This is a genomic window from Longispora albida DSM 44784, assembly GCF_000379825.1.
Classification (GTDB): Bacteria; Actinomycetota; Actinomycetes; order Mycobacteriales; family Micromonosporaceae; genus Longispora; species Longispora albida.
Genome location: NZ_KB903825.1, coordinates 157811 through 177063, shown reverse-complemented (window position 1 = coordinate 177063; position 19253 = coordinate 157811). Strand labels below are relative to the sequence as shown.

Sequence of the window (19253 nt, the reverse complement as noted above, 5' to 3'; positions counted from 1 at the left end):
AGTTACTGTGGGTGGCGATGACGAGCCTGATCACGCCACCCAGCGGTACCCCTCGAGCCGCCGTCCTGCTGCTCCACGGCTCCAGCGGCCGGCCGGACATGACCCGGGCCCGGCTGCTCGCCGGGCACGGGGCGGCGGTGCTCGTTCCCCGCTGGTTCGGCGGCACAGGCCAGCCCGCAGGCATCTGCGAGTTCCCGCTGGAGTACTTCATTGCCGCCGTCGGCAAGCTCGCAGCCCTGTACCCGGCGACACCGATCGGCATCGCAGGCATCTCCAAAGGCGCAGAGGCAGCCCTGCTGACCGCCGTGCACGACCCCCGCGTCTCCTCGGTCGTCGCCCTCGCCCCGACCTCGGTGACCTGGGCGAATGTCGGCCCGGGCCCCGACGGCACCGCTTTCCCGCGCAGATCCTCCTGGACTCTGAACGGCCTGCCACTACCCTTCGTCCCCTACGACGAGGACTGGAAGCCCGCAGAACTGGCCGGCCCCGTCGCGTACCGCACCCACTACGAGTCAAGCCTCGTGACACACGCCGGCCGCGTGCCCGCAGCCACCATCACCGTCGAGCGGATCACCGGCAGTGTCCTGCTCGTGCACGGCGGCGACGACCAGGTGTGGCCGGCCGACGTGTTCGCCGCCGCCATCCGCGCTCGCCGGCGAGAGCACGGCCTGCCGACCACAGTGGTCAGCGAACCGTCCGCCGGGCACCAGCCCGTCTTCTCTGGCGAAACACCACCAGCACCCAGCCGCCTCGCCCGGGGCGGCACACCGGAAGCCGACCGGCGTCTCGGCGCGGCGGCCTGGCCCGAAATCCTCACGGCCCTCGGCCTCGCTACCTGAGGGTCGCCAGCACCGCCGCGTACCGCTGCCGGGCCCGTCCGGCGGCTGCGAGGTCGCCCAGCGCCGTCCGGCCCTCGATCAGGAGCCGCCAGCCGGCGTCGCAGTACATGTCGATCTCCACGCACTGCCCGGCGGCCGTGGCCACCTCGGCCAGGTCGCCACGGCGGTGCGCGACCCGGGCCAGCTCGACGGCTGCGGCGGCGGCGCGGCGGCGCAGCGCCTCGCGTTCCGTCACGACCCACTCGGCCGGCCCGTCCTCCGGCAGCAGCTCGCCGGCGTACGCGTCGAGCGCCGCCCGCAGCGCCACGACCAGCGTCCCCTGGTCGCCGTTCAGCCGGGCCTGGTGCGCTGTCTCGATCGCGGCGGTGAAGGTGACGACATCGCTGTACCCGCCGGCCGGCAGCACCAGCTCGTACGCGTCGCCGTCCCGCACCAGCTCGCCGGGCCCCGTACCGAGCAGCCGCCGCAGGCTCGACAGCGTGACGTGCAGGTTGTGCGTGGCGGTGACGGGCGGGCTGCCCGGCCACAGCGCCTCGATCAGCGTCTCCCGGTGTACCGGCCGCCCGGCCCGCATCGCGAGCAGCCGCAGCGCGGTCCTGGTCCGGGGCTTGACGGCGGTGCAGTCGACCGGCTGCCCCCGCACCGAGAGCCGGAACCCGCCTAGGCAGCGCAGTTCCATGAAGGGTCGTGAAGTGGTTGTCTGGCCGGGGCTGCGCTGAGCGAGTGTGGACACGTGTCCTCCCGTGAACAAACAGCACGTCAGCGCAGAATGCCACGCGAAAAAATACCGGCAGGTAGGAAAGCCAGGTATCCGACAGTAGTTTTCCAAGGTCACAGCGTGATCGGTCGGGAACGGGACGGAACCCGCCGCGCACCGTGCCGCCGAAAACCGTGCGGTGCGGCCGGGCCGCGATGGCTATATTGCCGGACGTGACGATCATGGTGCCGTTCCAGCCGCTCCCGCTCGACCAGTCCGACGTGCAGTACGCCCACGGCCCCGACTCGTTCGTCCAGCCTGGAGTGCCGGCCGGGCAGCTGGTCGAGTTCGGCTGGGACACCAGCACCGTGTACCCGGGCACCAGCCGCAAGTTCTGGGTCTACGTACCGCAGCAGTACGACCCGGCCGAGCCCGCGTCCCTGCTGGTCGTGCAGGACGCGCTCTGGTACACCGACCCGCAGGGCCGGGTACGGGCACCGGTCGTGCTGGACAACCTCATCAGCCGGGGCGACATCCCGGTCACCATCGCCGTCTTCGTCGAGCCGGGTGTCTTCGAGGGCGCGGCCGAGCCGAAGAACCGCAACGCGGAGTACGACGCGTTCGGCGACCGGTACGTGACCTTCCTGCTGGACGAGATCATTCCGCAGGTCACGGAGCGGTACGCGATCACGGCCGACCCCGAGCGGTGGGCGGTCTGCGGCGGCAGCAGCGGCGGCAACTGCTCGCTGACCGCCGCCTGGCTGCGCCCGGACCGGTTCCGGCGGGTCATCTCCTTCAACGCGAGCTTCGCGCAGATGCCCGGCGGCAACCCGTACCCGGAGCTGATCCCGGCCGGGCCGCGCAAGCCGCTGCGGATCTTCCTGGCCGCCTCGCACCGGGATCTCGGCTGGCACGAGCCCGAGGGGAACTGGCTGTCGAGCAACCTCCGGGTGGCCGCCGCGCTCGCGGAGGCCGGCTACGACTTCCGCCTGGTGCTCGGCGACGGCCAGCACGCCAGTACCCACGGCGGGGTCCTGTTCCCCGACGCCCTGCGGTGGGCCTTCGCCGAGCGCGTCGAGGAATGGCCAGCCGAAGACGAGGACTAAGAGGTCCTAACTCAATGACTGGCGGCGCTCTGGCGGCCCCAGGAGGCGACCGGACTGCGCAGATCTCAGAGCCGGATACAACACCGGTATCCGGCTCTGAGATCTGCTTGCCGCTCGCCTCCTGGAACTCGCCATAGCACCACCGCCATTGAGTTAGGACCTCTAAACGTCAGCGCTTGTTCGTGCGGGACTCCTTGCTCATCGCCTTCCACTTCTGCCGCTGGGCCGCCATCGCCTCGGGGTCGTTGCGCCGGTTCTGGTAGGCCATCTCGCGCCGGATGGTCCGCCAGCTCTCCAGCCGCCGGGCAGGCAGCTCGCCCGACGCGATGGCAGCCTCCACCGCGCAGCCCTTGTCGCCCTCGTGCGCGCAGTCGGCGAACTGGCAGCCGGCCGCCAGCTCCGCGATGTCCGCGAACGTCTCTTCGAGGCCGTCCTCGCTGGCCAGCAGGTCCAGCGCGCGGATGCCGGGGATGTCGAGCAGGACGCCGCCGCTGCTCAGCCGGTACAGCTTGCGGGTGGTCGTGGTGTGCCGGCCCTCGCCGTCCCTGCGGACCTCGCGCACGGCCTCCTCGCGGCCCTCCAGCGCGTTGAGCAGCGAGGTCTTACCCGCGCCAGAGGCACCGAGCAGGACGCTGGTCCGGTCAGCCATCAGCTCGCGCAGCCGCGCGACGCCCTCGCCGGACAGCGAGCTGGTGACGATGACGTCCACGCCCGGCGCGACCTCGGCGGCCGCTGCGGCCTCCGCCTCGGCATCAGCGGCGCCGTCGGCCTTGGTGAGCACGATGACCGGCTGGGCGCCGCTGTCCCAGGCCATCACGGACAGCCGCTCGGCCGCCTTGCGGTTCAGGCCGCGGTCGATCGGCAGCGCGATCAGGATCAGGTCCATGTTGGACGCCATGACCTGCACGTCCTTGCCGTTCGGGTCGGGCCGGGTCAGGCTGGCCCGCCGGGGGAGCACCCCGGTCAGCGCCCCATCGGTGATGGTGACCCAGTCGCCGGCCACCGGGCTGACCGGCAGGTCGCTGGTCAGGTGGAACAGCTCGTGCCGTTCCTCGCCGCCGGGATACCAGATCACCTCGGCCGCCGGGCCGTGCATGATGGCGACCCGCCCCGGCAGGGCCTCGCCGTCCTGCTGCCAGTGCTCGGTCTCGTGCCCGGTCCAGCCCAGGCCCGCCAGATGCTGCATGTGCGTGTTACCCCCGCGTAGTGTTCAGTGCGCCGATGATCTTCACTCATCGGGCCTGACCCCGCAACTACCTGGGGAGATCGCGGACCAGGACCTTCCCGGTCGCGTTGCGGGGGAGTGCGTCCAGGAAACGCACGTCCCTCGGTACCGAGAACCTGGCCAGGTGTTCCTTCACGTGCTGCCGCACCGCCTCGGCATCGAGCTCGGCGCCCGGGTGCAGCACCACCCACGCGGCCAGCCGCTGGCCCCACTCGGGATCGTCCACCCCGGCCACGCAGCACTCCAGGACCTCGGGGAGCCGGGACAGCAGGTCCTCGACCTCGCGGGGGAAGACGTTCTCCCCGCCCGAGATGATCATGTCGTCCTCGCGGCCGTCCACGAACAGCAGCCCGCCGGCCTCGAGGTGGCCGAGGTCCCCGGTCCGGAGCATGCCGTCCCGGATCTCCTTCGCGGCCCCGTTCGTGTACCCGTCGAAGATCATTTCGTTGCCGACGAAGATCTGCCCCGTCTCGCCGGGCCGGACCGGCTCGCCGTCCTCCGAGAAGATCACCAGCCGGGTACCGGCCGGCGGCCGCCCAGCCGTCCCCGGATAGGCCCGCAGCTCGTGCGGCTGGGCCACGGCGGCCCAGGACGCCTCGGTCGAGCCGTAGAGGTTGTAGAGCACGTCGCCGTACGCGTCCATGAAGGACAGTGCCAGGTCGCCGGGCAGCGTGGAGCCGCTCACCGCCGTCACCCGCAGCTCGGGTACCCGGGGCGGAGCAGCCTCGTCCAGCAGCCGCTGGAGCATGATCGGCACGGCCCACAGCGCGGTGCACTTCTCGGCGGCCAGCAGCTCGTTGATCGCGGCCGGCTCGAACTTGCGCCGCAGCACCAGGGTGGACCGCATCGCCGTCGCGAACTGGAGCCCGCCGAAGCCCCAGGTGTGGAAGATGGGGGCGGCGATCAGTACCCGCCCGCCGACCTTCAGCGGAATGCGCGACAGCATCGCGGCGAGCGGCCTGACCCCGTGCACCACCGGCCGCCGGGCTCCCTTGGGTGCTCCCGTCGTACCCGACGTGAGGATGATGGTCCGCCCCGGCTGTTCCGGCGGGCTCAGTTCCCCGCCGCCGGGCGTGGTCGCCAGCGACTCCAGATCGGAGGCCCCGCCCTCGGCCCACGCCAGGTACCTGGGCAGCACCGAGTCGCCGAGCAGCCCGGCGAACTCCTCGTCGAGCACGACCACGTCCACCTGCTGCTGGTCGAGCACCGTCGCGAGCTGTGCCGCCGACAGGCCGGTGTTGAGCAGCACGACATCGCTGCCCAGCTTGCTCGCCGCGATCAGGGTCTCCACGGCACCCCGGTGGTTACGGCACAGCAGGCCGATCCGTGGCCGGCCGTGCACGGCGAAGGCGAGGGCCATCCTGTCTGTCCGCTGGTCGACCTCGGCGAAGGTGAGCTGCCCGGCGTCGTCGACGATCGCGATCCGGCCGGGGTCGCGCCGGGCAGCGGAGACGAACTCCCCGGCGAGGCTCAGCCCCCAGTGGAGCAGCGCGCCGACCTGCCGGGCGATCCGGTCGGGCCTGCTGGGCTTGAGCAGCCCGCTGCGTGCGAAGGCGTATCCGAGCTTGGCCAGGGTGCCGACCGGGGTCATCGTGATCCTTCCGCCGTGTGCCGCCACGCACACACTTCGACGACAATGGATGTCTACAGCATAGGCCCAGCTGGCCGGGTACCGAAGAAAAAGAAACCCCGGGCCGGAAGCGCACTTCCAGCCCGGAGTCACTACCCCAACCGTGTTACCGCAGCGACGCGCCTGAGATCGCCCGTGCGATCACGAGCCGCTGGATCTCCGAGGTGCCCTCGAAAATGGTGTAGATCTTCGAGTCCCGGTACCAGCGCTCCACCGGGTGCTCCCGGCTGTACCCGTAACCGCCGAGGATCTGCACGGCCTGCTCGGTGACCCTGACGGCCACCTCGCCGGCCTTGAGCTTCGACATCGAGCCCTCACCCGCCTCGAAGCGCTTGCCGTTGCGGCCCATCCACGCCGCCCGCCAGACCAGCAGCCGGGCCGCGTCGATCTCCATCCGCATGTTGGCCAGCATGAACGCGATCGCCTGGTTCTCGACGATCGGCCTGCCGAACTGCACGCGGGTCTTCGCGTAGTCCAGTGAGTACTCGTAGGCCGCCCGCGCGATGCCGACAGCCATCGCCCCGACCGACGGCCGGGTCAGCTCGAAGGTCTGCATCGACTTGTTGGAGGCGCGCTGCCCCTCGCGGGCCTTGGCCAGCCGGGCGTCGAGCGCTTCCTTGCCGCCGAGGAGGCAGGAGCCGGGCACCCGGACATCGTCGAGGTACACGTCGGCGGTGTGCGAGGCGCGCAGCCCCAGCTTCTTCATCTTCGCCGGGCTGGTCAGTCCCTTCGTGCCCGGCGGGATGATGAAGCCGGCCTGCCCGCGCGAGCCCAGCGACGGGTCAACAGAGGCCATGACCACGTGAATGCCCGCGATGCCGCCGTTGGTGGCGAAGCACTTCGAGCCGTTGATGACCCACTCGTCCTTCGCCTCGTCGTACACCGCGCGGGTGCGCATCGAGGCCACGTCGGAGCCGGCCTCCGGCTCGGTCGAGCAGAACGCGGCCACAGCCGGGTTCGCCTCGTCGCCGTAGCACTGCGGCACCCACTCGACGAGCTGCTCGGGCTCACCCGCCGAGTAGATGGCCGCGACCGCCAGGTTGGTGCCGTAGATGGCCAGGCCGATCCCCGCGTCGCCCCAGAACAGCTCCTCCAGGGCGATCGGCAGGGACAGGCCCGTGCCGTCAGCCCAGAACTCCGCGAGGGTCTCGAAGCCGTACAGCCCGATCTTCGCGGCCTCCTGGATGATCGGCCAGGGGGTCTCCTCCCGCTCGTCCCACTCGTGGGCCGCAGGCCGGATCACGTCGGCCGCGAAGCCGTGCACCCAGGACTTGAGCTCCTCGTGCTCGTCGGACAGCTCGAAGTCGACCACGCCGGATCAGGCCTTCGGGATGTTGAACAGGCTGGCCAGGCCGGCCGCGAACCCGAGGTCACCCTTGATCTTGATCTTGCCGGTCATGAACTGCACCGGCGGGGAGGCGTTGCCGGAGGCCAGCTTCAGGAACTCCACGCCGTTCAGGCTGATCGTGGCGCGCGCCTCGTTCTCGCCGTCCTTGTTCACGGTGCACTCGGTGCCGTCGAGGACGGTCTCGTACAGGTCGTAGCCGCCGCCCGGCTTGTCGAGGATCTTCCAGTGCAGGACGGCCTTGGTGGACTTGCTGCCCTTGTACAGGGTGGTCATCCGGTTGAAGACCTCGTCCAGCACGGTCGTGCGGGCCTCCGGGTCGCCGAGGACCTGCTCGAAGACCTCCTTCGGCGCGGTCTTGACCAGCTTGGCGAAGTCGGTCGGGCTGATGTCGCTCAGGTCGCCAAAGCCTTCGATCTCGGCCATGATGTATTCCTCCGTGGGACGGCTACTTACTTGCGAGTAAGGTTACGTTGGAGTAGGTACACTGGCAAGTATGACGAGCACGAAATCTCGCCGCCTGCCCCGCGCCGTCCGCGAGCAGCAGATGCTGGACGCCGCCGTGGCGGTCTTCGCCGAGCACGGGTACCACGCGGCGAGCATGGACGAGATCGCCGAGCGGGCCGGCATCTCCAAGCCGATGGTCTACGCGTACCTCGGCACCAAGGAAGAGCTGTTCGCCGCCTGCATCCGCCGCGAGTCCGAGCTGCTGATGACGGCCGTCGCCGAGCGGATCGTCGGGGAGATGAGCGCGGACGAGCGGCTGTGGCAGGGGCTGCGCGCCTTCCTCACCTTCGTGGCCAAGCACCGCGACGGCTGGATCGTGCTCTACCGGCAGGCCCGCTCCCAGGGCATCCCGTTCGCCGAGCAGGTCGCCAGCAGCCGGGCGCGGATGGTGCAGGCCGTCGCCGCGCTGCTCGGCGGGGCCGCGCAGGCCGAGCGGATCGAGCCGAGCCGTGGCGACGTGGCAGCGATGGCGACAGCGCTGGTCGGCGCGGGGGAGGCGCTGGCTGACTGGATCGCCGACCACCCGGACGCCGACCCGGAGGCCGCGGCCGCCCGCCTCATGAATCTCGTCTGGCTCGGCTTCGGCACCCTGCTCACCGGTGCACAGTGGACCCCGCCGCCGCACGCGTGACCGCAGGGGGCTAGCGTCGCTGGCGAGCTGGGTACAGGAGGCCGGATGCGCAACTTCCAGTCCTGCACGATCGAGGCCCCGGCCGGGCAGGTCGCGCCGCTGCTCGCCACGGCCGGGAGTTCTGACGACCTCGTGTGGCCCCGCCGCTGGCCGCCACAGGTCTTCGACCGGCCGCCCGGCGTCGGCGCGCGCGGCGGGCACGCCGTCATCCGGTACTCGATCACCGAGTACGAGCCGGGCAGCCGCGTCCGGTACGCCTTCGATCCCGGCTCCGGCATCGAGGGCTGGCACGAGTTCCGGCTGGAGCCGGCCGGTTCCGGCCGCTGCGTCGTGACCCACGAGATCAACGGCCGGACGACCGGCGGGATGCTGCTGGGCTGGCCGCTGGCGATCCGCTGGTTCCACGAGGCGCTGGTCGCTGACCTGTTCGACAATCTCCACCGGCTGACCGGGCATCCGCCTGCCCGGCCGGCCCGCTGGTCGCTCTGGGTCCGCTTCCTGCGAGCCACACTGCGGCGTACTAAGAAATAGTGCCGGTCAGGTGTGGCTTGCCGTTCTTCGCGTCGTGCAGGGCGAACTCCGTGCCCGACCAGGAGAAGGCGAGCTTGGCGGGCAGCAGCACCGGCAGTTTGAACCGCACGTCCACCGTGTACGCCTCCGGCAGCCGGCCCTCCATCGCCGCCAGGCAGCGCGCCTTCGTCCACATGCCGTGCGCGATGGCGCGCTGGAAGCCGAAGACGCGCGCTGTCAGCGGGTACAGGTGAATGGGGTTGGCGTCGCCGGAAACGGCGGCGTAGCGGCGGCCGGTGTCGGCGGGCACAGACCACACCGCGCTGGGCTTCGGCGGCTCGCTGCCGCCGCCACCCGAACCAGAGGACGACCCTGACCTGCGCAGATAGGTCGACCAGTCCTGCCAGACGACCTCCTCACCGACCCTGGCCTCCGTCACGAGGTCGAACTGCCTGCCCTTCTCGTGATCACGCAGGTCCTCGGCCCGCACGGTCAGTTCCAGCTCCTCGTCGGCGAGCAGCGGCCGGTGCACGGTGATCCGGTTGGCCACGTGCACCAGGCCGATCACCGGGAAGGGGAAGTCACTCGCGGTCATCAGCTCCATCTGGAGCGGAAACCCGAGCACGTGCGGATAGGTGGGCCCCACCAGGTCAGAAACCCGGAAACCACACACGATGTTGTACTCCGCGAGCGCCCGCCGATCCGGCGTGACCGTCTTCCGGAGCACCGTGCTGGGCAGAGAGTCACCCTTGTGGGTCATCGACAGGAGCGCGCGGAGCACAGTGGACATTACGCCCCCAGCAGGCTCTGGCCGCAGACGCGGACCACGTTGCCGGTGACGCCACCGGAGCCCGGGTGCGCGTACCAGGCCACGGCCTCGGCGATGTCCACCGGCAGGCCACCCTGGGCGAGTGAGTTCATCCGGCGGCCGGCCTCGCGGATCATCAGGGGCACCGAGGCCGTCATCTGCGTCTCGATGAACCCGGGCGCGATGGCGTTGAGCGTGATGTCGCGCTCGGCCAGGTCCGGCGACCAGGACTGGACGAAACCGATCACGCCGGCCTTGGACGTGGCGTAGTTGGTCTGGCCGACGTTGCCAGCGATGCCGGCGATCGACGACAGGGTGACGACCCGGCCGCCGGGGCGGATGACGTCGAGCAGGGCCTCGGTGGTGCGCTCCTGTGCCGTCAGGTTCACGGCGATCACCGCGTCCCAGTGTTCCGGCTTCATCCGGCCGAGGGTCTTGTCGCGGATGATGCCGGCGTTGTGGACGACGATGTCGACGCCGTCGTGCCGGTCACGGAAGTACGTGGCGAGAGTCGCGGGAGCGTCGTCCTTGGTGATGTCGAGCTGGAGCGCCGAGCCACTGATCCTGTTGGCCACAGTGGACAGTGCCTCGCCCATCGCCGGTACGTCGAGGCAGACCACGTGCGCGCCGTCGCGGGCGAGCACCTGGGCGATGGCCTCGCCGATGCCCCGGGACGCGCCGGTGACCAGGGCGACCTTGCCGTCGAGCGGCTTGGCGGGGTCGGCGGCCTCGTGGACGGTACCGGCGCCGATCCGGATCACCTGCCCGTCCACATAGGCCGACTTCGCCGACAGGAGGAAGCGGAGCGTGGAGTCGGCGGAGTCCTCGGCGCCCGGGGCCACGTACACGAGCTGGGCGGTCGCGCCGCGCTTCAGCTCCTTGCCCGCCGAGCGGACGAAGCCTTCGAGCGCCCGCTGGGCGGTGCGCTCGTGCCGGTCGGCGCACAGCTCGGGCGGCGTGCCAAGAACGAGAACCCGGCCGGAAGCCATCACGCGCCGGATCACCGGGTGAAAGAATTCGTGGAGGCGGGCCAGCTCCGTGCTGCTCCTGACGCCACTCGCGTCGAAGACCAGCCCGTGGTACCTGGCCTCGGCGGACTCGCTCGCCTCGAAGTGCACCGTGGCGTCGGCGGCCTCGAGGGTCTTGGCCACGGCGGCGTCGAGCCTGCCGCCGGGCGCGGCGCCGAGCAGGACGGGGCCGGCGGCGACCGGCTGGCCCGGCCGGTACCTGCGCAGCTTCGCCGGGTCGGGCAGGCCGAGCTTGGGGACGAGGAAGCGCCCGGGGCCGGACGCTGCGAACTGCTGGTACCGATCGGTCATGGAAAATGCCTCCCTACTCGGCCGTAATCTTACTCACGAGTAGGTTAGAGTGGTAGCCATGACCGAGAAAATCCGCCGGGTCGCCGTGGTCGGCGGCAACCGGATCCCGTTCGCCCGGTCCAACGGGCCGTACTCGCACGCGTCCAACCAGGACATGCTCACGGCGGCCCTCGACGGCCTGATCGCGCGGTACGGGCTGGCCGGCGCGCGCATCGGCGAGGTCGCGGCCGGCGCGGTGCTCAAGCACAGCCGGGACTTCAACCTGACCCGCGAGGCGGTACTGGGCAGCAGGCTCGACCCGCACACCCCCGCATACGACGTCCAGCAGGCCTGTGGCACCGGCCTCGAAGCCGCGATCCTCGTGGCCAACAAGATCGCGCTCGGCCAGATCGACTCGGCTATCGCCGGTGGCGTCGACACCACCTCCGACGCCCCGCTCGGCGTCAACGAGGACCTCCGCCGGATCATGCTCGACGCCAGCCGGGCCCGCTCGCTCGGCGGCAAGCTCAAGCTGGTCGCCCGGCTCCGGCCCGGCCAGCTCGTCCCCGACATGCCCCGCAACGCCGAGCCGCGTACCGGGCTGTCGATGGGGGAGCACGCCGCGATCACGGCCCAGGAGTGGGGCGTCACGCGGGAGGACCAGGACGAGCTGGCCGCGCTGAGCCACCAGCGGCTGGCAGCGGCGTACGAGGAAGGCTTCTTCGATGATCTGGTCACGCCATTCCTGGGGCTGAAGCAGGACCAGAACATGCGCGGCGACTCCACAGTGGAGAAGCTGGCGAAGCTCAGGCCGGTGTTCGGCCGGGGCGAGGGCGCGACGATGACGGCGGGCAACTCGACGCCGCTGACGGACGGCGCGGCCGTGGTGCTGCTCGCGAGCGAGGAGTGGGCCAAGGAGCGCAAGCTGCCGGTCCGGGCGTACCTGACGTTCAGCCAGACGGCGGCAGTCGACTACGTGCACGGTGACGAGGGGCTGCTGATGGCCCCGGCGTACGCGGTGCCGAGGATGCTGGAGCGCGCCGGGCTGACGCTGCGGGACTTCGACTTCTACGAGATCCACGAGGCTTTCGCCTCGCAGGTGCTGGCGACGCTGGCGGCATGGGAGAGCGCGGAGTTCTGCAAGGACAGGCTCGGTCTCGACGCCCCGCTCGGGTCCATCGACCGGTCGAAGCTGAACGTGCGCGGGTCCTCGCTGGCCGCCGGGCACCCGTTCGCGGCGACGGGCGGGCGGATCGTCGCCACCCTGGCGAAACTGCTGGAACAGAAGGGTTCCGGCCGGGGCCTGATCTCGATCTGCGCGGCCGGCGGCCAGGGCGTGACGGCGATCCTGGAGCGGTAGAAACTGTCTGTAGCCATAGCCACACCAACCGTCTACTGTGCAGGAAAACGAACAGTAGCCGGGAGGAAACTATGGGCGACGCACGGCAGATCCTCGAAGACTACGTCTCCGGCGCCAAGGTCATGCAGCTCGCCACCGTGACCGAGGACGGCTCGCCTGTCGTGTGCAACGTGTGGTTCGCGTCGACCCTGAGTCCCGACAAGCTGTACTTCATCTCCCGTCCCGCCCGCGAGCACAGCGCCAACATCCGGCGGGACGGCCGGGTGGCCGGCAGCATCCTCGACATCGAGCTGGACGAGCTGGGCCAGGAAGTCCGGGGCGTCACGTACACCGGGACGGCCCGCGAGCTGCCGGCGACCGGCGTGGACACCGAGATCGGCGTCTTCGCCGGGCGCTGGCCCCGTGCCGCCCGGGCGATCGACGCGGCCCGGATGGCCGCCGGCACGAACCACCACCGGATCTACGAGGTCACCGTCACCGGGTGGATCCTCTTCGACGAGGAGAACTTCGCGGATCAGCCCCGGCAGCCGGTGCCCGTGGAGGATTGAGGGTATTCGCGGTACTCGATCATCGTGGAGTCGATCGAGGACTGTCCTGAATAGCCGGAATTGGCAAATAGCGCAAAGGCCGTCACCCCGGCGTGTCGCCTGCCGTTGACCCGCGTGACAGGTGCTTGACAGCACGCGGGAGGGGTGTAGATGTCTGTGCGGTGGGAGACCGCCTTCGTCCAGGGTTACGGGCGGCTCGTCCGGGCTGCGTACGTGCTGGACGCCGGGCACCGCAGCCGCCAGGCCCGCTGGTGGCGCGCGCACCAGCTCGTGCACCGGGCACTGCCCTGGCGGGCAGGCCGGCAGATCGCCGCCGACGCCGAGGACGGGTACCAGGTCATGCTCGCCCGGGTGCTCAACCGGGCGCTGAGCCGGCGGTGGTCGTGGCCGGGCGCGTTCAGCCGCCTCGCCCGCGCCGCGACCCCGCCCGGCGGGCCGGAGCACGCGGCCGTCGACGCCGCGCTCGCCTCGGCGGAGCCACAGGCCCGGGCCGCGTACCTGCTGCTGATGGCCGAGGGCATGAACCGCAAGAGCGCCACGGCCGTGCTGACCATCGCCGGGGCGCCCGATCCGTACTCCGCGGTGTCGGCAGCCCTGAAGATCCGCGACGGGCTCGCGCACGACCACGGGCTCGACGCCGCCCGCCAGGCCGAGCTGCTCGACGAGCCGGCCATGAACCCGACCGTGGCCCGCATCCAGGCCCCGGCCCCGGCCCTGCTCCGGACGGCCCGGCTCGGCCGTGGCCTCGCGGGCGGCGCCGCTGCCGCCGTGCTGATCGCGGGTGCCGTCGTCCTCACGACCGGCGCGGCCAGTACTCCCCAGAAGCAGCAGCCGGCCGAGAAGCCAGCGGGTGGCGTGCGTCTGGTCGGCGGGACGGCCTGGCAGGGCAGCGCGTACCCGGTGCTGGCCAGCTGGCCCTCGCGCGGCGAGTCCCAGCAGGACAAGCAGCTCACCGGCGCCGCGGTCACGGCGTGGCGGGACAAGAAGAACGTCCAGGTCGGACGGGGGACCGATGGCGCCCCGCCGGTCGGCACGCCGCAGCTGCTCTTCGCGGGGAAGGTCGACGGGGTGCCCGTCGTGCTCCTCGCGGACAAGTCGAGGCTGGCCCGGTACACGGAAGGTAAGGGCCTGGAGCTGTCGCCGATGCCGGCCGCCACGGTCGCCGGGGCGAGCGCGCTGCGCCTGGCGGGTACGAGATATCTGCTCGCGCCGTGGGTGAAGCAGGCCCAGACCGGCGTGCTGGGCGGCGCCTGGCAGGACCTGCCGGCCAAGGACGGCGTGACCGACCCGGTCCGCCCGGTCGCCGGGTCCTGCTACACCGGCCCGCTGCTCCGCCTCACCCTCGCCGACGTCGGGCAGAACGCGCCCGTCAGCCTCGCCGACCTCGGCCAGATCGGCCTGGTGCACCTGACGCAGGGCGAGCCCGGCGCGCCCAGGGCACTCGACGCCCCCGGCGGCGTGTGGGACAAGCTCGGCTGCCAGCTCACCGAGTGGCAGGAGACGGCCGTCGTGGCGGTCCACGCCTGGGAGTTCTGGTCTGGCCAGCTCCCGGCGGGCGGCGGGGCCGGCCGGTGGGCCTGCCTGCGCGGCGACCTCGCCGACGGCAGCAACCAGGCGCGGGCCGTGCTCACCGGCGGCACCGGCGTGCACTCGACGGCTGTCGTGCGCGGCTCCCGGGTGTGCAGCTCGCTCGGCGGGCCGGTCGCCGCGACGACATGGTGGAAGGCTCCGGCCGGCACGTGGCACGTGCTTGCGGCCGCCAGCCCGGGCACGGAGAAGATCGAGGTCACCGTCGGCACGGCCAAGCCCGGAGCCGCGAAGACCTACGTCACGGCCGGCCCGTTCCCCGACCAGAATCGCCCGGTCACCGTGAAGGCGACGGCCGGCGGCAAGGAACTTCCCGTCCTCGGTGTGATCGGAGGCTGACGAGATGGCGCGAGCCCGCTGGTGGGCGCAGGCCCTGGAGGACATACCCCGGCCACGCCGGGCACCGGACCACCTGTTCGCGCTGGCGAGCCTGATCGCCCGGCTGCTCCCGCCGGGCAGGCGCAACGCCCAGCCGGGCAGGTACGGCAAGACCCGGCGGCGCAACGCCACCGGGCACAGGTACTAGGCAGGGCTGAGCCCGGCGGTCACGCGATCCCCCAAGACGCGCGAACCGCCGGGCTCAGCCCTGTTCAGGCTGTCCTATGCCACGTCGGCCCTGGCCGGTTCGGAGCACTTCTTGCTCTCCGTGCCGAGCCGCCGGTAGTAGGGGAAGACCCACTGGCTGCCGAGCTGGTTGGTGATGGTGACCTTGTCCAGGTACCAGTCGGAGGACCACCACGTCCGCGAGCACAGCTTCACGGACACGCCCTCGAAGTTCTCCAGGTCGGTCAGCTCGAAGTCGAAGCTGTCGGACTGACCTGCCCCGAAAGGCTTCTTGCCGTTGTCGAGCAGCAGGAAGCCCGTGCTGCGGTGGGTGCCGTGGAGTTGCAGGTAGACGGTGCCGTCAGTGCCGGCCTCCGGCCCTTTGCCGGTCAGGACCTCCACGGTGTACCGCACCGGGAGGCGTGCCGTGCCCGGCCGGGACCCGGCCTCGCTGACGGGGAGGCCCGGATCCGGCACGGCGGCGTCATGCGCGCTGGCCGGGCTCGCGGCCGTGGCCAGCAGACACGAGAAGAGAAAGGCGCTCAGTTTCACAAGGCGCCACAATAGTCGCTATTCGGACAGAAGCCCGTACAGCTTGCGGCGGGTTTCGCTGAGGATGGCCAGTGCGCGCTCCTGCTGTTCCGCTGAGCCGACCGCCATCACCTGGCCCATCGCCTGCATGATGCCCATCGCGGCGGCCCGCAGGTCGTGCGCGGACTGGCCGGCCTCCTCGGAGATCTGGGTCCACGGCGGAGTGTCCAGCGTGGCGGCCTCGGTCTGCCCGGCCTCGGTCAGCGAGAACCGCTTGCGGCCCTCCGACTCCTGCCCGCTGATCAGGCCCTCGTCCTCCAGCAGCTGCAGCGTCGGGTAGACCGAGCCGGGGCTCGGCCGCCAGGCGCCGCTGGTGCGCTGGTCCAGCTCATTAATCATCTCGTACCCGTGCATGGGCCGCTCGGCCAGCAGGCCCAGGATCGCCGCGCGGACGTCGCCGCGCCTGGCCCCCCGGCCCCGCCCCCGGCCGCCGTGCCCGCGGCCCCTGCCGCCGCCGAACGGGCCGAACGGGCCGAAGGCGAAGGCCAGCCGCTCGGGTCCGCCCCTTCCTCCGGAGCCGTGGCCGGTGAAGCCCCGGCCCCGGCCGCCGTGCTCGCCGCGCCGGTCGCAGTGCTCACGGCGCTCGCCGTGGTGGTGTTCTGCGTGGTGTCGCATGTCGTTTCCTGTTCTCTCGATTATCTCGACACGTTGACGATATATCGAGAAGCAGTCGCGAGACAACGTATTTGGCGTCACGGATTACCGTGCACGAGACCGGCTGGAGGCCGTACCGTCTTAGGGACGCGGGACTTTGGAGGGCGATGTGCGGCAGATCGTGCGCAGGGCGGCCAGAGCCGTCCTCTACGACGAAGACGGGATGTTGCTGCTCATCCGGCGTACGAAGCCCAACCGGCCGATCTACTTCACGACCCCCGGCGGCGGGATCGAGCCGGGTGACTCCTCGCCGGTCGACGCGCTCGAACGCGAGCTGCGCGAGGAACTCGGGGCGACGGCCACCGGCTACCAGCAGGTCCTGCTGAACACGTTCCCGTACCACGAGGGCGTCGTCGTGCAGTACTTCTTCGTCTGCCGGCTCACCAGCCTCGACATGTCGGCGCGCCACGGGCCGGAGTTCGAGGATCCGAGCCGTGGCCGGTACGACCTGGCCCGGGTGCTCCCGCCGGAGGGGCTGCCGCCGATGCTCCGGCCGGAGGGGCTGCGCGAGTTCCTGATCACGAACCACGAGGCGCTGATGCTGGCCGCGGGCTTCGCGAAGGTGTGAGAAAAGGGGCCAGGCTGATGCCTGGCCCCCTCGTTTCCGCTACACGCACCAGCAGGTGACTGTGCAGTCGGGGTTGAAGCAGCAGTAGTAGCTGCCGCCGCTCGGGTAGGAGGCTCCCCGGAAGCCGCAGTTGCGGGCGCAGGCCGCGGTCGCGGCGGCCTTCGGGACCAGGTAACCGAGCAGCTTGTCGGCGAGACGGCCCATGATGACCTCTTTCGATGGGTGACGGGTCGCCTTCACTCTAAAGATTGTTGTCTATTAATGGAATGAGCAGTTTCACGCCGCCGGGTACGCGGAGTAGTCCGGGAAGTTGCCGTAGAGCCGGCCCTCTCCCGTGGTCACGGCGTGGACCAGGTGCTCGCCGCCGACGAAGGCACCCTTCCACGACGCGCCGCGCCCGCCGAACGCCTCAGCACGGTCACCACGGGACCTGGGCTGGTTGATGCCGACCTTGAACGCCTGGAGGTCCACGGCGAGCTTCGCGGCCTCCTCGGTGTCGTCGCAGGCCAGGCTGGCGACCAGGGCGCCGTTGGAAGCGTTCATCGCGGCCAGCAGCTCGTCCTTCGTGTCCACCACGATGATGGTGTCGACCGGGCCGAACGGCTCCGCGTGGGCCAGCCGGGACCGGCCAGGGGGTGCCAGCAGGGCCACCGGGGCGACGTAGGCCGAGGTGTCCTGGCCGGGCAGGAAGTGGTCGCCCAGCGCACCCCGGTACAGCGGTACCGCGCCGCCGCGCAGCGCCTCGTCCACCTTCCGCCGCAGCTCGCCGGCCTTGCCAGCGCTGATCAGCGGCCCGTAGTCGAGCTCGGGCAGCGTGCCGTCGGCGGAGGCCAGCGGGTGGCCCAGCCGGATCGAGGAGACGACGGGCAGGTACATGGCGAGGAACGCGTCGACCAGGTCCCGCTGCACCACGAACCGGGGGTAGGCGGTGCAGCGCTGCTTGCCGTACTCGTAGCCCTTGCGGATGTGGCCGGCGAGCAGGTCCCACTGGCTGAAGTCCCACACGCCCCAGGCGTTGAGGCCCTCCTGCTCGATCATGTGCGGCTTGTCGGAGTCGAGGAGCGCCGCGGCGACCTTGCCACCGTTGGACCGGCCGCCGACGAAGGCCACCGCCCCGATCTCGGGCGCGCGGACCAGCACTTCGGACAGTTCCTCGCCGCCGCCGGACACCAGGGTCACCGGGAGCCCGGCCCGGCGCATCAGCGCGTGCGCCACGGTGAGGCACACCGCGCCACCCTGCGTCGGGGTCTTCGCGATCACGGCGTTGCCGGCCAGGAGCTGGACCAGCTCGGCATGCACGAGGACGCTCATCGGGTAGTTCCAGCTGGCGATGTTCGACACCGGGCCGGGCAGCGGGTCCCGCCCGGCGGTCATCGGGCCGATCTCCGCGAGGTACCAGCGCACGCCGTCGAGAGCCCGGTCGACGTCCGCGCAGGCCAGCCGCCACGGCTTGCCGATCTCCCAGCACAGCAGGAGGGCCAGGGTGTCGCGGTGCTCCTGGAGGGCGTCGACAGCGGCCGATACCCGGGCGTGCCGCTCGGCCAGGGGCTGCACGGCCCACTCGCGGTGCTCGGCGGCGGCGTGGGCCACCGCGCGGCCGGCGGTGACCGGGTCGAGACGGGGCAGGTACGCGAGCAGGGAACCATCCACCGGGGTGTGCAGCGGGCTCGGCGTACCGGCGTCCGACCAGGCACCCTCGATCAGGTTCAGCAGCCGGTCACCGGCGAAACCCTCCGGGGTCGCCCCGGCGGCACGGGCGAGAACGTCGGTCCAGCCGGTACCTGCGACAAGCTCAAGCGCCATGACGGCTCCTTCACAGTACGTGGAAGAAGCGGCGGCAGCACTGGCGTCGCTGATCCGTTCACCCTGCCGGTGACGGGCACGCCGAAGCAACGTGACCTGGAGCACTTAGGTAGTGCCGGCCCGCTGAGCGTTAGATCAAGAACTACGAGGCCCAGGTAGTTCTGACGTGGTTGATGTGGACGGTCATCAGCTTCTCTGCGGCGTCGGCGTCGCCCTTGGCCAGGGCGTCGAGCAGGCCGTGGTGCTCGCGGGCCGAGTCGACCAGGCCGCCGCGCGCGTGCAGCTCGGCGAGGCCGTAGAGCCGGGAGCGGGTCCGCAGGTCGTTGACGACGTCGACCAGGTGCCGGTTGCCGGCCAGGGCGAGCAGGCCCAGGTGGAAGCGCAGGTCGGCGTCGATGTAGGCGATGAGGTCGCCGCGCTCGGCAGCCGCGACGATCTCGTCGGCGAGCGGGCGGAGGGCTGTCAGCTCCGGCGCGGTGGCGCGCTGGGCGATCGAGCGCATCATCGGCACCTCGATCAGGGCCCGGATCTCCAGGAACTCGTCGAGATCGCGGTCGGACAGCGCGGTGACCCGGAAGCCCCGGTTGCGCACGACCTCGAACATGCCCTCCTTGACCAGGTCGAGCAGCGCCTCGCGGACCGGGGTGACGGAGACGCCGAAGGTCGTGGCGAGGGTCGCGGCCGAATACACCGTGGCGGGGCGCAGCTCGCCGGAGATGAGCGCGGCGCGCAGGGCGGCGGTAACCTCCTCACGGAGGGTCCGGCGGGCGGCGGAGGGGAGCCTGAGGGTTGGCAGGTCGTGCTCGCTCGCCACAGGTCTCTCCATTCGCCAGTGCCCAGTGCCTCGGGTGCCCAGACGGTACCACTAGCCACCCAGTGTGACCGGTGCCGTCAAGTACCCGGCCGGGCTGATTTCTATGTAGTACGTCATATGTTAGGCCAGGGGTCCGGGGGCTGTCACCGCGCACCCGGTCCAGCGGGCCGTGCGGCGGGCGACGGGCGT

General features: G+C 71.1%; 21 protein-coding genes. 9 read left to right on the top strand and 12 right to left on the bottom strand.

Annotated features, from left to right (window positions below; all coding sequences use genetic code 11):
• Positions 1-17: 17 nt before the first annotated feature.
• Positions 18-839, top strand: coding sequence for an acyl-CoA thioester hydrolase/BAAT C-terminal domain-containing protein (locus tag A3G1_RS0114530; RefSeq protein ID WP_051110558.1), 822 nt, complete (start codon positions 18-20; stop codon positions 837-839).
• On the opposite strand, the gene A3G1_RS0114525 is transcribed toward A3G1_RS0114530, so the two are convergent.
• A complete protein-coding gene (locus tag A3G1_RS0114525; protein ID WP_157641141.1) occupies positions 832-1572 on the bottom strand; it encodes an AfsR/SARP family transcriptional regulator in 741 nt (246 codons plus the stop codon). The genes A3G1_RS0114530 and A3G1_RS0114525 overlap by 8 nt on opposite strands.
• 197 nt (positions 1573-1769) lie before the next feature.
• Between A3G1_RS0114525 and A3G1_RS0114520 the strand changes: the two genes are divergently transcribed.
• Positions 1770-2642, top strand: coding sequence for an alpha/beta hydrolase-fold protein (locus tag A3G1_RS0114520; RefSeq protein WP_018350207.1), 873 nt, complete (start codon positions 1770-1772; stop codon positions 2640-2642).
• 169 nt (positions 2643-2811) lie between these two features.
• Here A3G1_RS0114520 and rsgA read toward each other — a convergent pair whose 3' ends face one another.
• The 4 genes from rsgA to A3G1_RS0114500 all read right to left on the bottom strand — a co-directional run bounded on the left by rsgA (position 2812) and on the right by A3G1_RS0114500 (position 7268).
• A complete protein-coding gene (rsgA, locus tag A3G1_RS0114515; protein WP_018350206.1) occupies positions 2812-3828 on the bottom strand; it encodes a ribosome small subunit-dependent GTPase A in 1017 nt (338 codons plus the stop codon).
• Between the two features lie 67 nt (positions 3829-3895).
• The gene (locus A3G1_RS0114510) at positions 3896-5458 is read right to left on the bottom strand and encodes an AMP-binding protein (RefSeq protein WP_018350205.1); all 1563 of its coding nucleotides are present in this window, start codon (positions 5456-5458) and stop codon (positions 3896-3898) included.
• Between the two features lie 145 nt (positions 5459-5603).
• Positions 5604-6809: an acyl-CoA dehydrogenase family protein gene (locus tag A3G1_RS0114505; RefSeq protein WP_018350204.1), complete on the bottom strand. Its 1206-nt coding sequence runs from the start codon at positions 6807-6809 to the stop codon at positions 5604-5606.
• 6 nt (positions 6810-6815) lie between these two features.
• Positions 6816-7268 (bottom strand): SCP2 sterol-binding domain-containing protein, encoded by a 453-nt coding sequence (locus tag A3G1_RS0114500; RefSeq protein ID WP_018350203.1) that lies wholly within the window; start codon positions 7266-7268, stop codon positions 6816-6818.
• A 70-nt stretch (positions 7269-7338) separates the two neighbouring features.
• Here A3G1_RS0114500 and A3G1_RS0114495 point away from each other — a divergent pair, with 70 nt between their 5' ends.
• Entirely contained in the window at positions 7339-7980 is a 642-nt protein-coding gene (locus A3G1_RS0114495; protein ID WP_018350202.1) for a TetR/AcrR family transcriptional regulator, read from the top strand.
• A 45-nt stretch (positions 7981-8025) separates the two neighbouring features.
• Positions 8026-8511 (top strand): SRPBCC family protein, encoded by a 486-nt coding sequence (locus A3G1_RS0114490; RefSeq protein ID WP_018350201.1) that lies wholly within the window; start codon positions 8026-8028, stop codon positions 8509-8511.
• On the opposite strand, the gene A3G1_RS0114485 is transcribed toward A3G1_RS0114490, so the two are convergent.
• Positions 8501-9280: a MaoC family dehydratase gene (locus tag A3G1_RS0114485; protein WP_018350200.1), complete on the bottom strand. Its 780-nt coding sequence runs from the start codon at positions 9278-9280 to the stop codon at positions 8501-8503. The two genes, A3G1_RS0114490 and A3G1_RS0114485, sit on opposite strands and share 11 nt — an antisense overlap.
• On the bottom strand, positions 9280-10617 hold the full coding sequence (locus A3G1_RS0114480) for a 3-oxoacyl-ACP reductase (RefSeq protein ID WP_018350199.1): 1338 nt from the start codon (positions 10615-10617) through the stop codon (positions 9280-9282). The genes A3G1_RS0114485 and A3G1_RS0114480 overlap by 1 nt, the downstream gene beginning before the upstream one ends.
• Positions 10618-10675: 58 nt before the next feature.
• On the opposite strand from A3G1_RS0114480, the gene A3G1_RS0114475 reads away from it, so the two are divergent.
• The 4 genes from A3G1_RS0114475 to A3G1_RS0114460 all read left to right on the top strand — a co-directional run bounded on the left by A3G1_RS0114475 (position 10676) and on the right by A3G1_RS0114460 (position 14617).
• Positions 10676-11956 (top strand): acetyl-CoA C-acetyltransferase, encoded by a 1281-nt coding sequence (locus A3G1_RS0114475; RefSeq protein WP_018350198.1) that lies wholly within the window; start codon positions 10676-10678, stop codon positions 11954-11956.
• 71 nt (positions 11957-12027) lie between these two features.
• A complete protein-coding gene (locus A3G1_RS0114470) occupies positions 12028-12504 on the top strand; it encodes a pyridoxamine 5'-phosphate oxidase family protein (RefSeq protein WP_018350197.1) in 477 nt (158 codons plus the stop codon).
• Positions 12505-12654: 150 nt separating this feature from the next.
• Complete coding sequence (locus A3G1_RS0114465) at positions 12655-14430, top strand: hypothetical protein (RefSeq protein ID WP_018350196.1); 1776 nt, start codon at positions 12655-12657, stop codon at positions 14428-14430.
• Positions 14431-14434: 4 nt separating this feature from the next.
• The gene (locus A3G1_RS0114460; protein ID WP_018350195.1) at positions 14435-14617 is read left to right on the top strand and encodes a hypothetical protein; all 183 of its coding nucleotides are present in this window, start codon (positions 14435-14437) and stop codon (positions 14615-14617) included.
• Between the two features lie 74 nt (positions 14618-14691).
• Here the strand turns inward: A3G1_RS0114460 and A3G1_RS0114455 are convergent, their stop codons facing one another.
• On the bottom strand, positions 14692-15186 hold the full coding sequence (locus A3G1_RS0114455; protein ID WP_018350194.1) for a PLAT/LH2 domain-containing protein: 495 nt from the start codon (positions 15184-15186) through the stop codon (positions 14692-14694).
• A gap of 18 nt (positions 15187-15204) precedes the next feature.
• Entirely contained in the window at positions 15205-15840 is a 636-nt protein-coding gene (locus A3G1_RS0114450; protein WP_018350193.1) for a PadR family transcriptional regulator, read from the bottom strand.
• A 148-nt stretch (positions 15841-15988) separates the two neighbouring features.
• Here A3G1_RS0114450 and A3G1_RS0114445 point away from each other — a divergent pair, with 148 nt between their 5' ends.
• Positions 15989-16447, top strand: a complete 459-nt coding sequence (locus A3G1_RS0114445) for an NUDIX domain-containing protein (RefSeq protein WP_018350192.1) — start codon at positions 15989-15991, stop codon at positions 16445-16447.
• 39 nt (positions 16448-16486) lie between these two features.
• Here the strand turns inward: A3G1_RS0114445 and A3G1_RS40560 are convergent, their stop codons facing one another.
• From A3G1_RS40560 to A3G1_RS0114430, 3 genes are all read right to left on the bottom strand, one after another.
• Positions 16487-16651 (bottom strand): hypothetical protein, encoded by a 165-nt coding sequence (locus tag A3G1_RS40560; protein WP_018350191.1) that lies wholly within the window; start codon positions 16649-16651, stop codon positions 16487-16489.
• Positions 16652-16723: 72 nt separating this feature from the next.
• On the bottom strand, positions 16724-18250 hold the full coding sequence (locus A3G1_RS0114435) for an aldehyde dehydrogenase family protein (RefSeq protein ID WP_018350190.1): 1527 nt from the start codon (positions 18248-18250) through the stop codon (positions 16724-16726).
• Positions 18251-18392: 142 nt separating this feature from the next.
• Positions 18393-19064: a GntR family transcriptional regulator gene (locus A3G1_RS0114430; RefSeq protein WP_018350189.1), complete on the bottom strand. Its 672-nt coding sequence runs from the start codon at positions 19062-19064 to the stop codon at positions 18393-18395.
• Positions 19065-19253: the final 189 nt, after the last annotated feature.

Coding starts and splice junctions, on each gene's coding strand:
- A3G1_RS0114530 (WP_051110558.1), top strand. CDS start 18: ATGACGAGCCTGATCACGCCACCCAGCGGTACCCCTCGAGCCGCCGTC.
- rsgA (WP_018350206.1), bottom strand. CDS start 3,828: ATGCAGCATCTGGCGGGCCTGGGCTGGACCGGGCACGAGACCGAGCAC.
- A3G1_RS0114510 (WP_018350205.1), bottom strand. CDS start 5,458: ATGACCCCGGTCGGCACCCTGGCCAAGCTCGGATACGCCTTCGCACGC.
- A3G1_RS0114500 (WP_018350203.1), bottom strand. CDS start 7,268: ATGGCCGAGATCGAAGGCTTTGGCGACCTGAGCGACATCAGCCCGACC.
- A3G1_RS0114495 (WP_018350202.1), top strand. CDS start 7,339: ATGACGAGCACGAAATCTCGCCGCCTGCCCCGCGCCGTCCGCGAGCAG.
- A3G1_RS0114490 (WP_018350201.1), top strand. CDS start 8,026: ATGCGCAACTTCCAGTCCTGCACGATCGAGGCCCCGGCCGGGCAGGTC.
- A3G1_RS0114485 (WP_018350200.1), bottom strand. CDS start 9,280: ATGTCCACTGTGCTCCGCGCGCTCCTGTCGATGACCCACAAGGGTGAC.
- A3G1_RS0114480 (WP_018350199.1), bottom strand. CDS start 10,617: ATGACCGATCGGTACCAGCAGTTCGCAGCGTCCGGCCCCGGGCGCTTC.
- A3G1_RS0114475 (WP_018350198.1), top strand. CDS start 10,676: ATGACCGAGAAAATCCGCCGGGTCGCCGTGGTCGGCGGCAACCGGATC.
- A3G1_RS0114470 (WP_018350197.1), top strand. CDS start 12,028: ATGGGCGACGCACGGCAGATCCTCGAAGACTACGTCTCCGGCGCCAAG.
- A3G1_RS0114465 (WP_018350196.1), top strand. CDS start 12,655: ATGTCTGTGCGGTGGGAGACCGCCTTCGTCCAGGGTTACGGGCGGCTC.
- A3G1_RS0114460 (WP_018350195.1), top strand. CDS start 14,435: ATGGCGCGAGCCCGCTGGTGGGCGCAGGCCCTGGAGGACATACCCCGG.
- A3G1_RS0114450 (WP_018350193.1), bottom strand. CDS start 15,840: ATGCGACACCACGCAGAACACCACCACGGCGAGCGCCGTGAGCACTGC.
- A3G1_RS40560 (WP_018350191.1), bottom strand. CDS start 16,651: ATGGGCCGTCTCGCCGACAAGCTGCTCGGTTACCTGGTCCCGAAGGCC.
- A3G1_RS0114435 (WP_018350190.1), bottom strand. CDS start 18,250: ATGGCGCTTGAGCTTGTCGCAGGTACCGGCTGGACCGACGTTCTCGCC.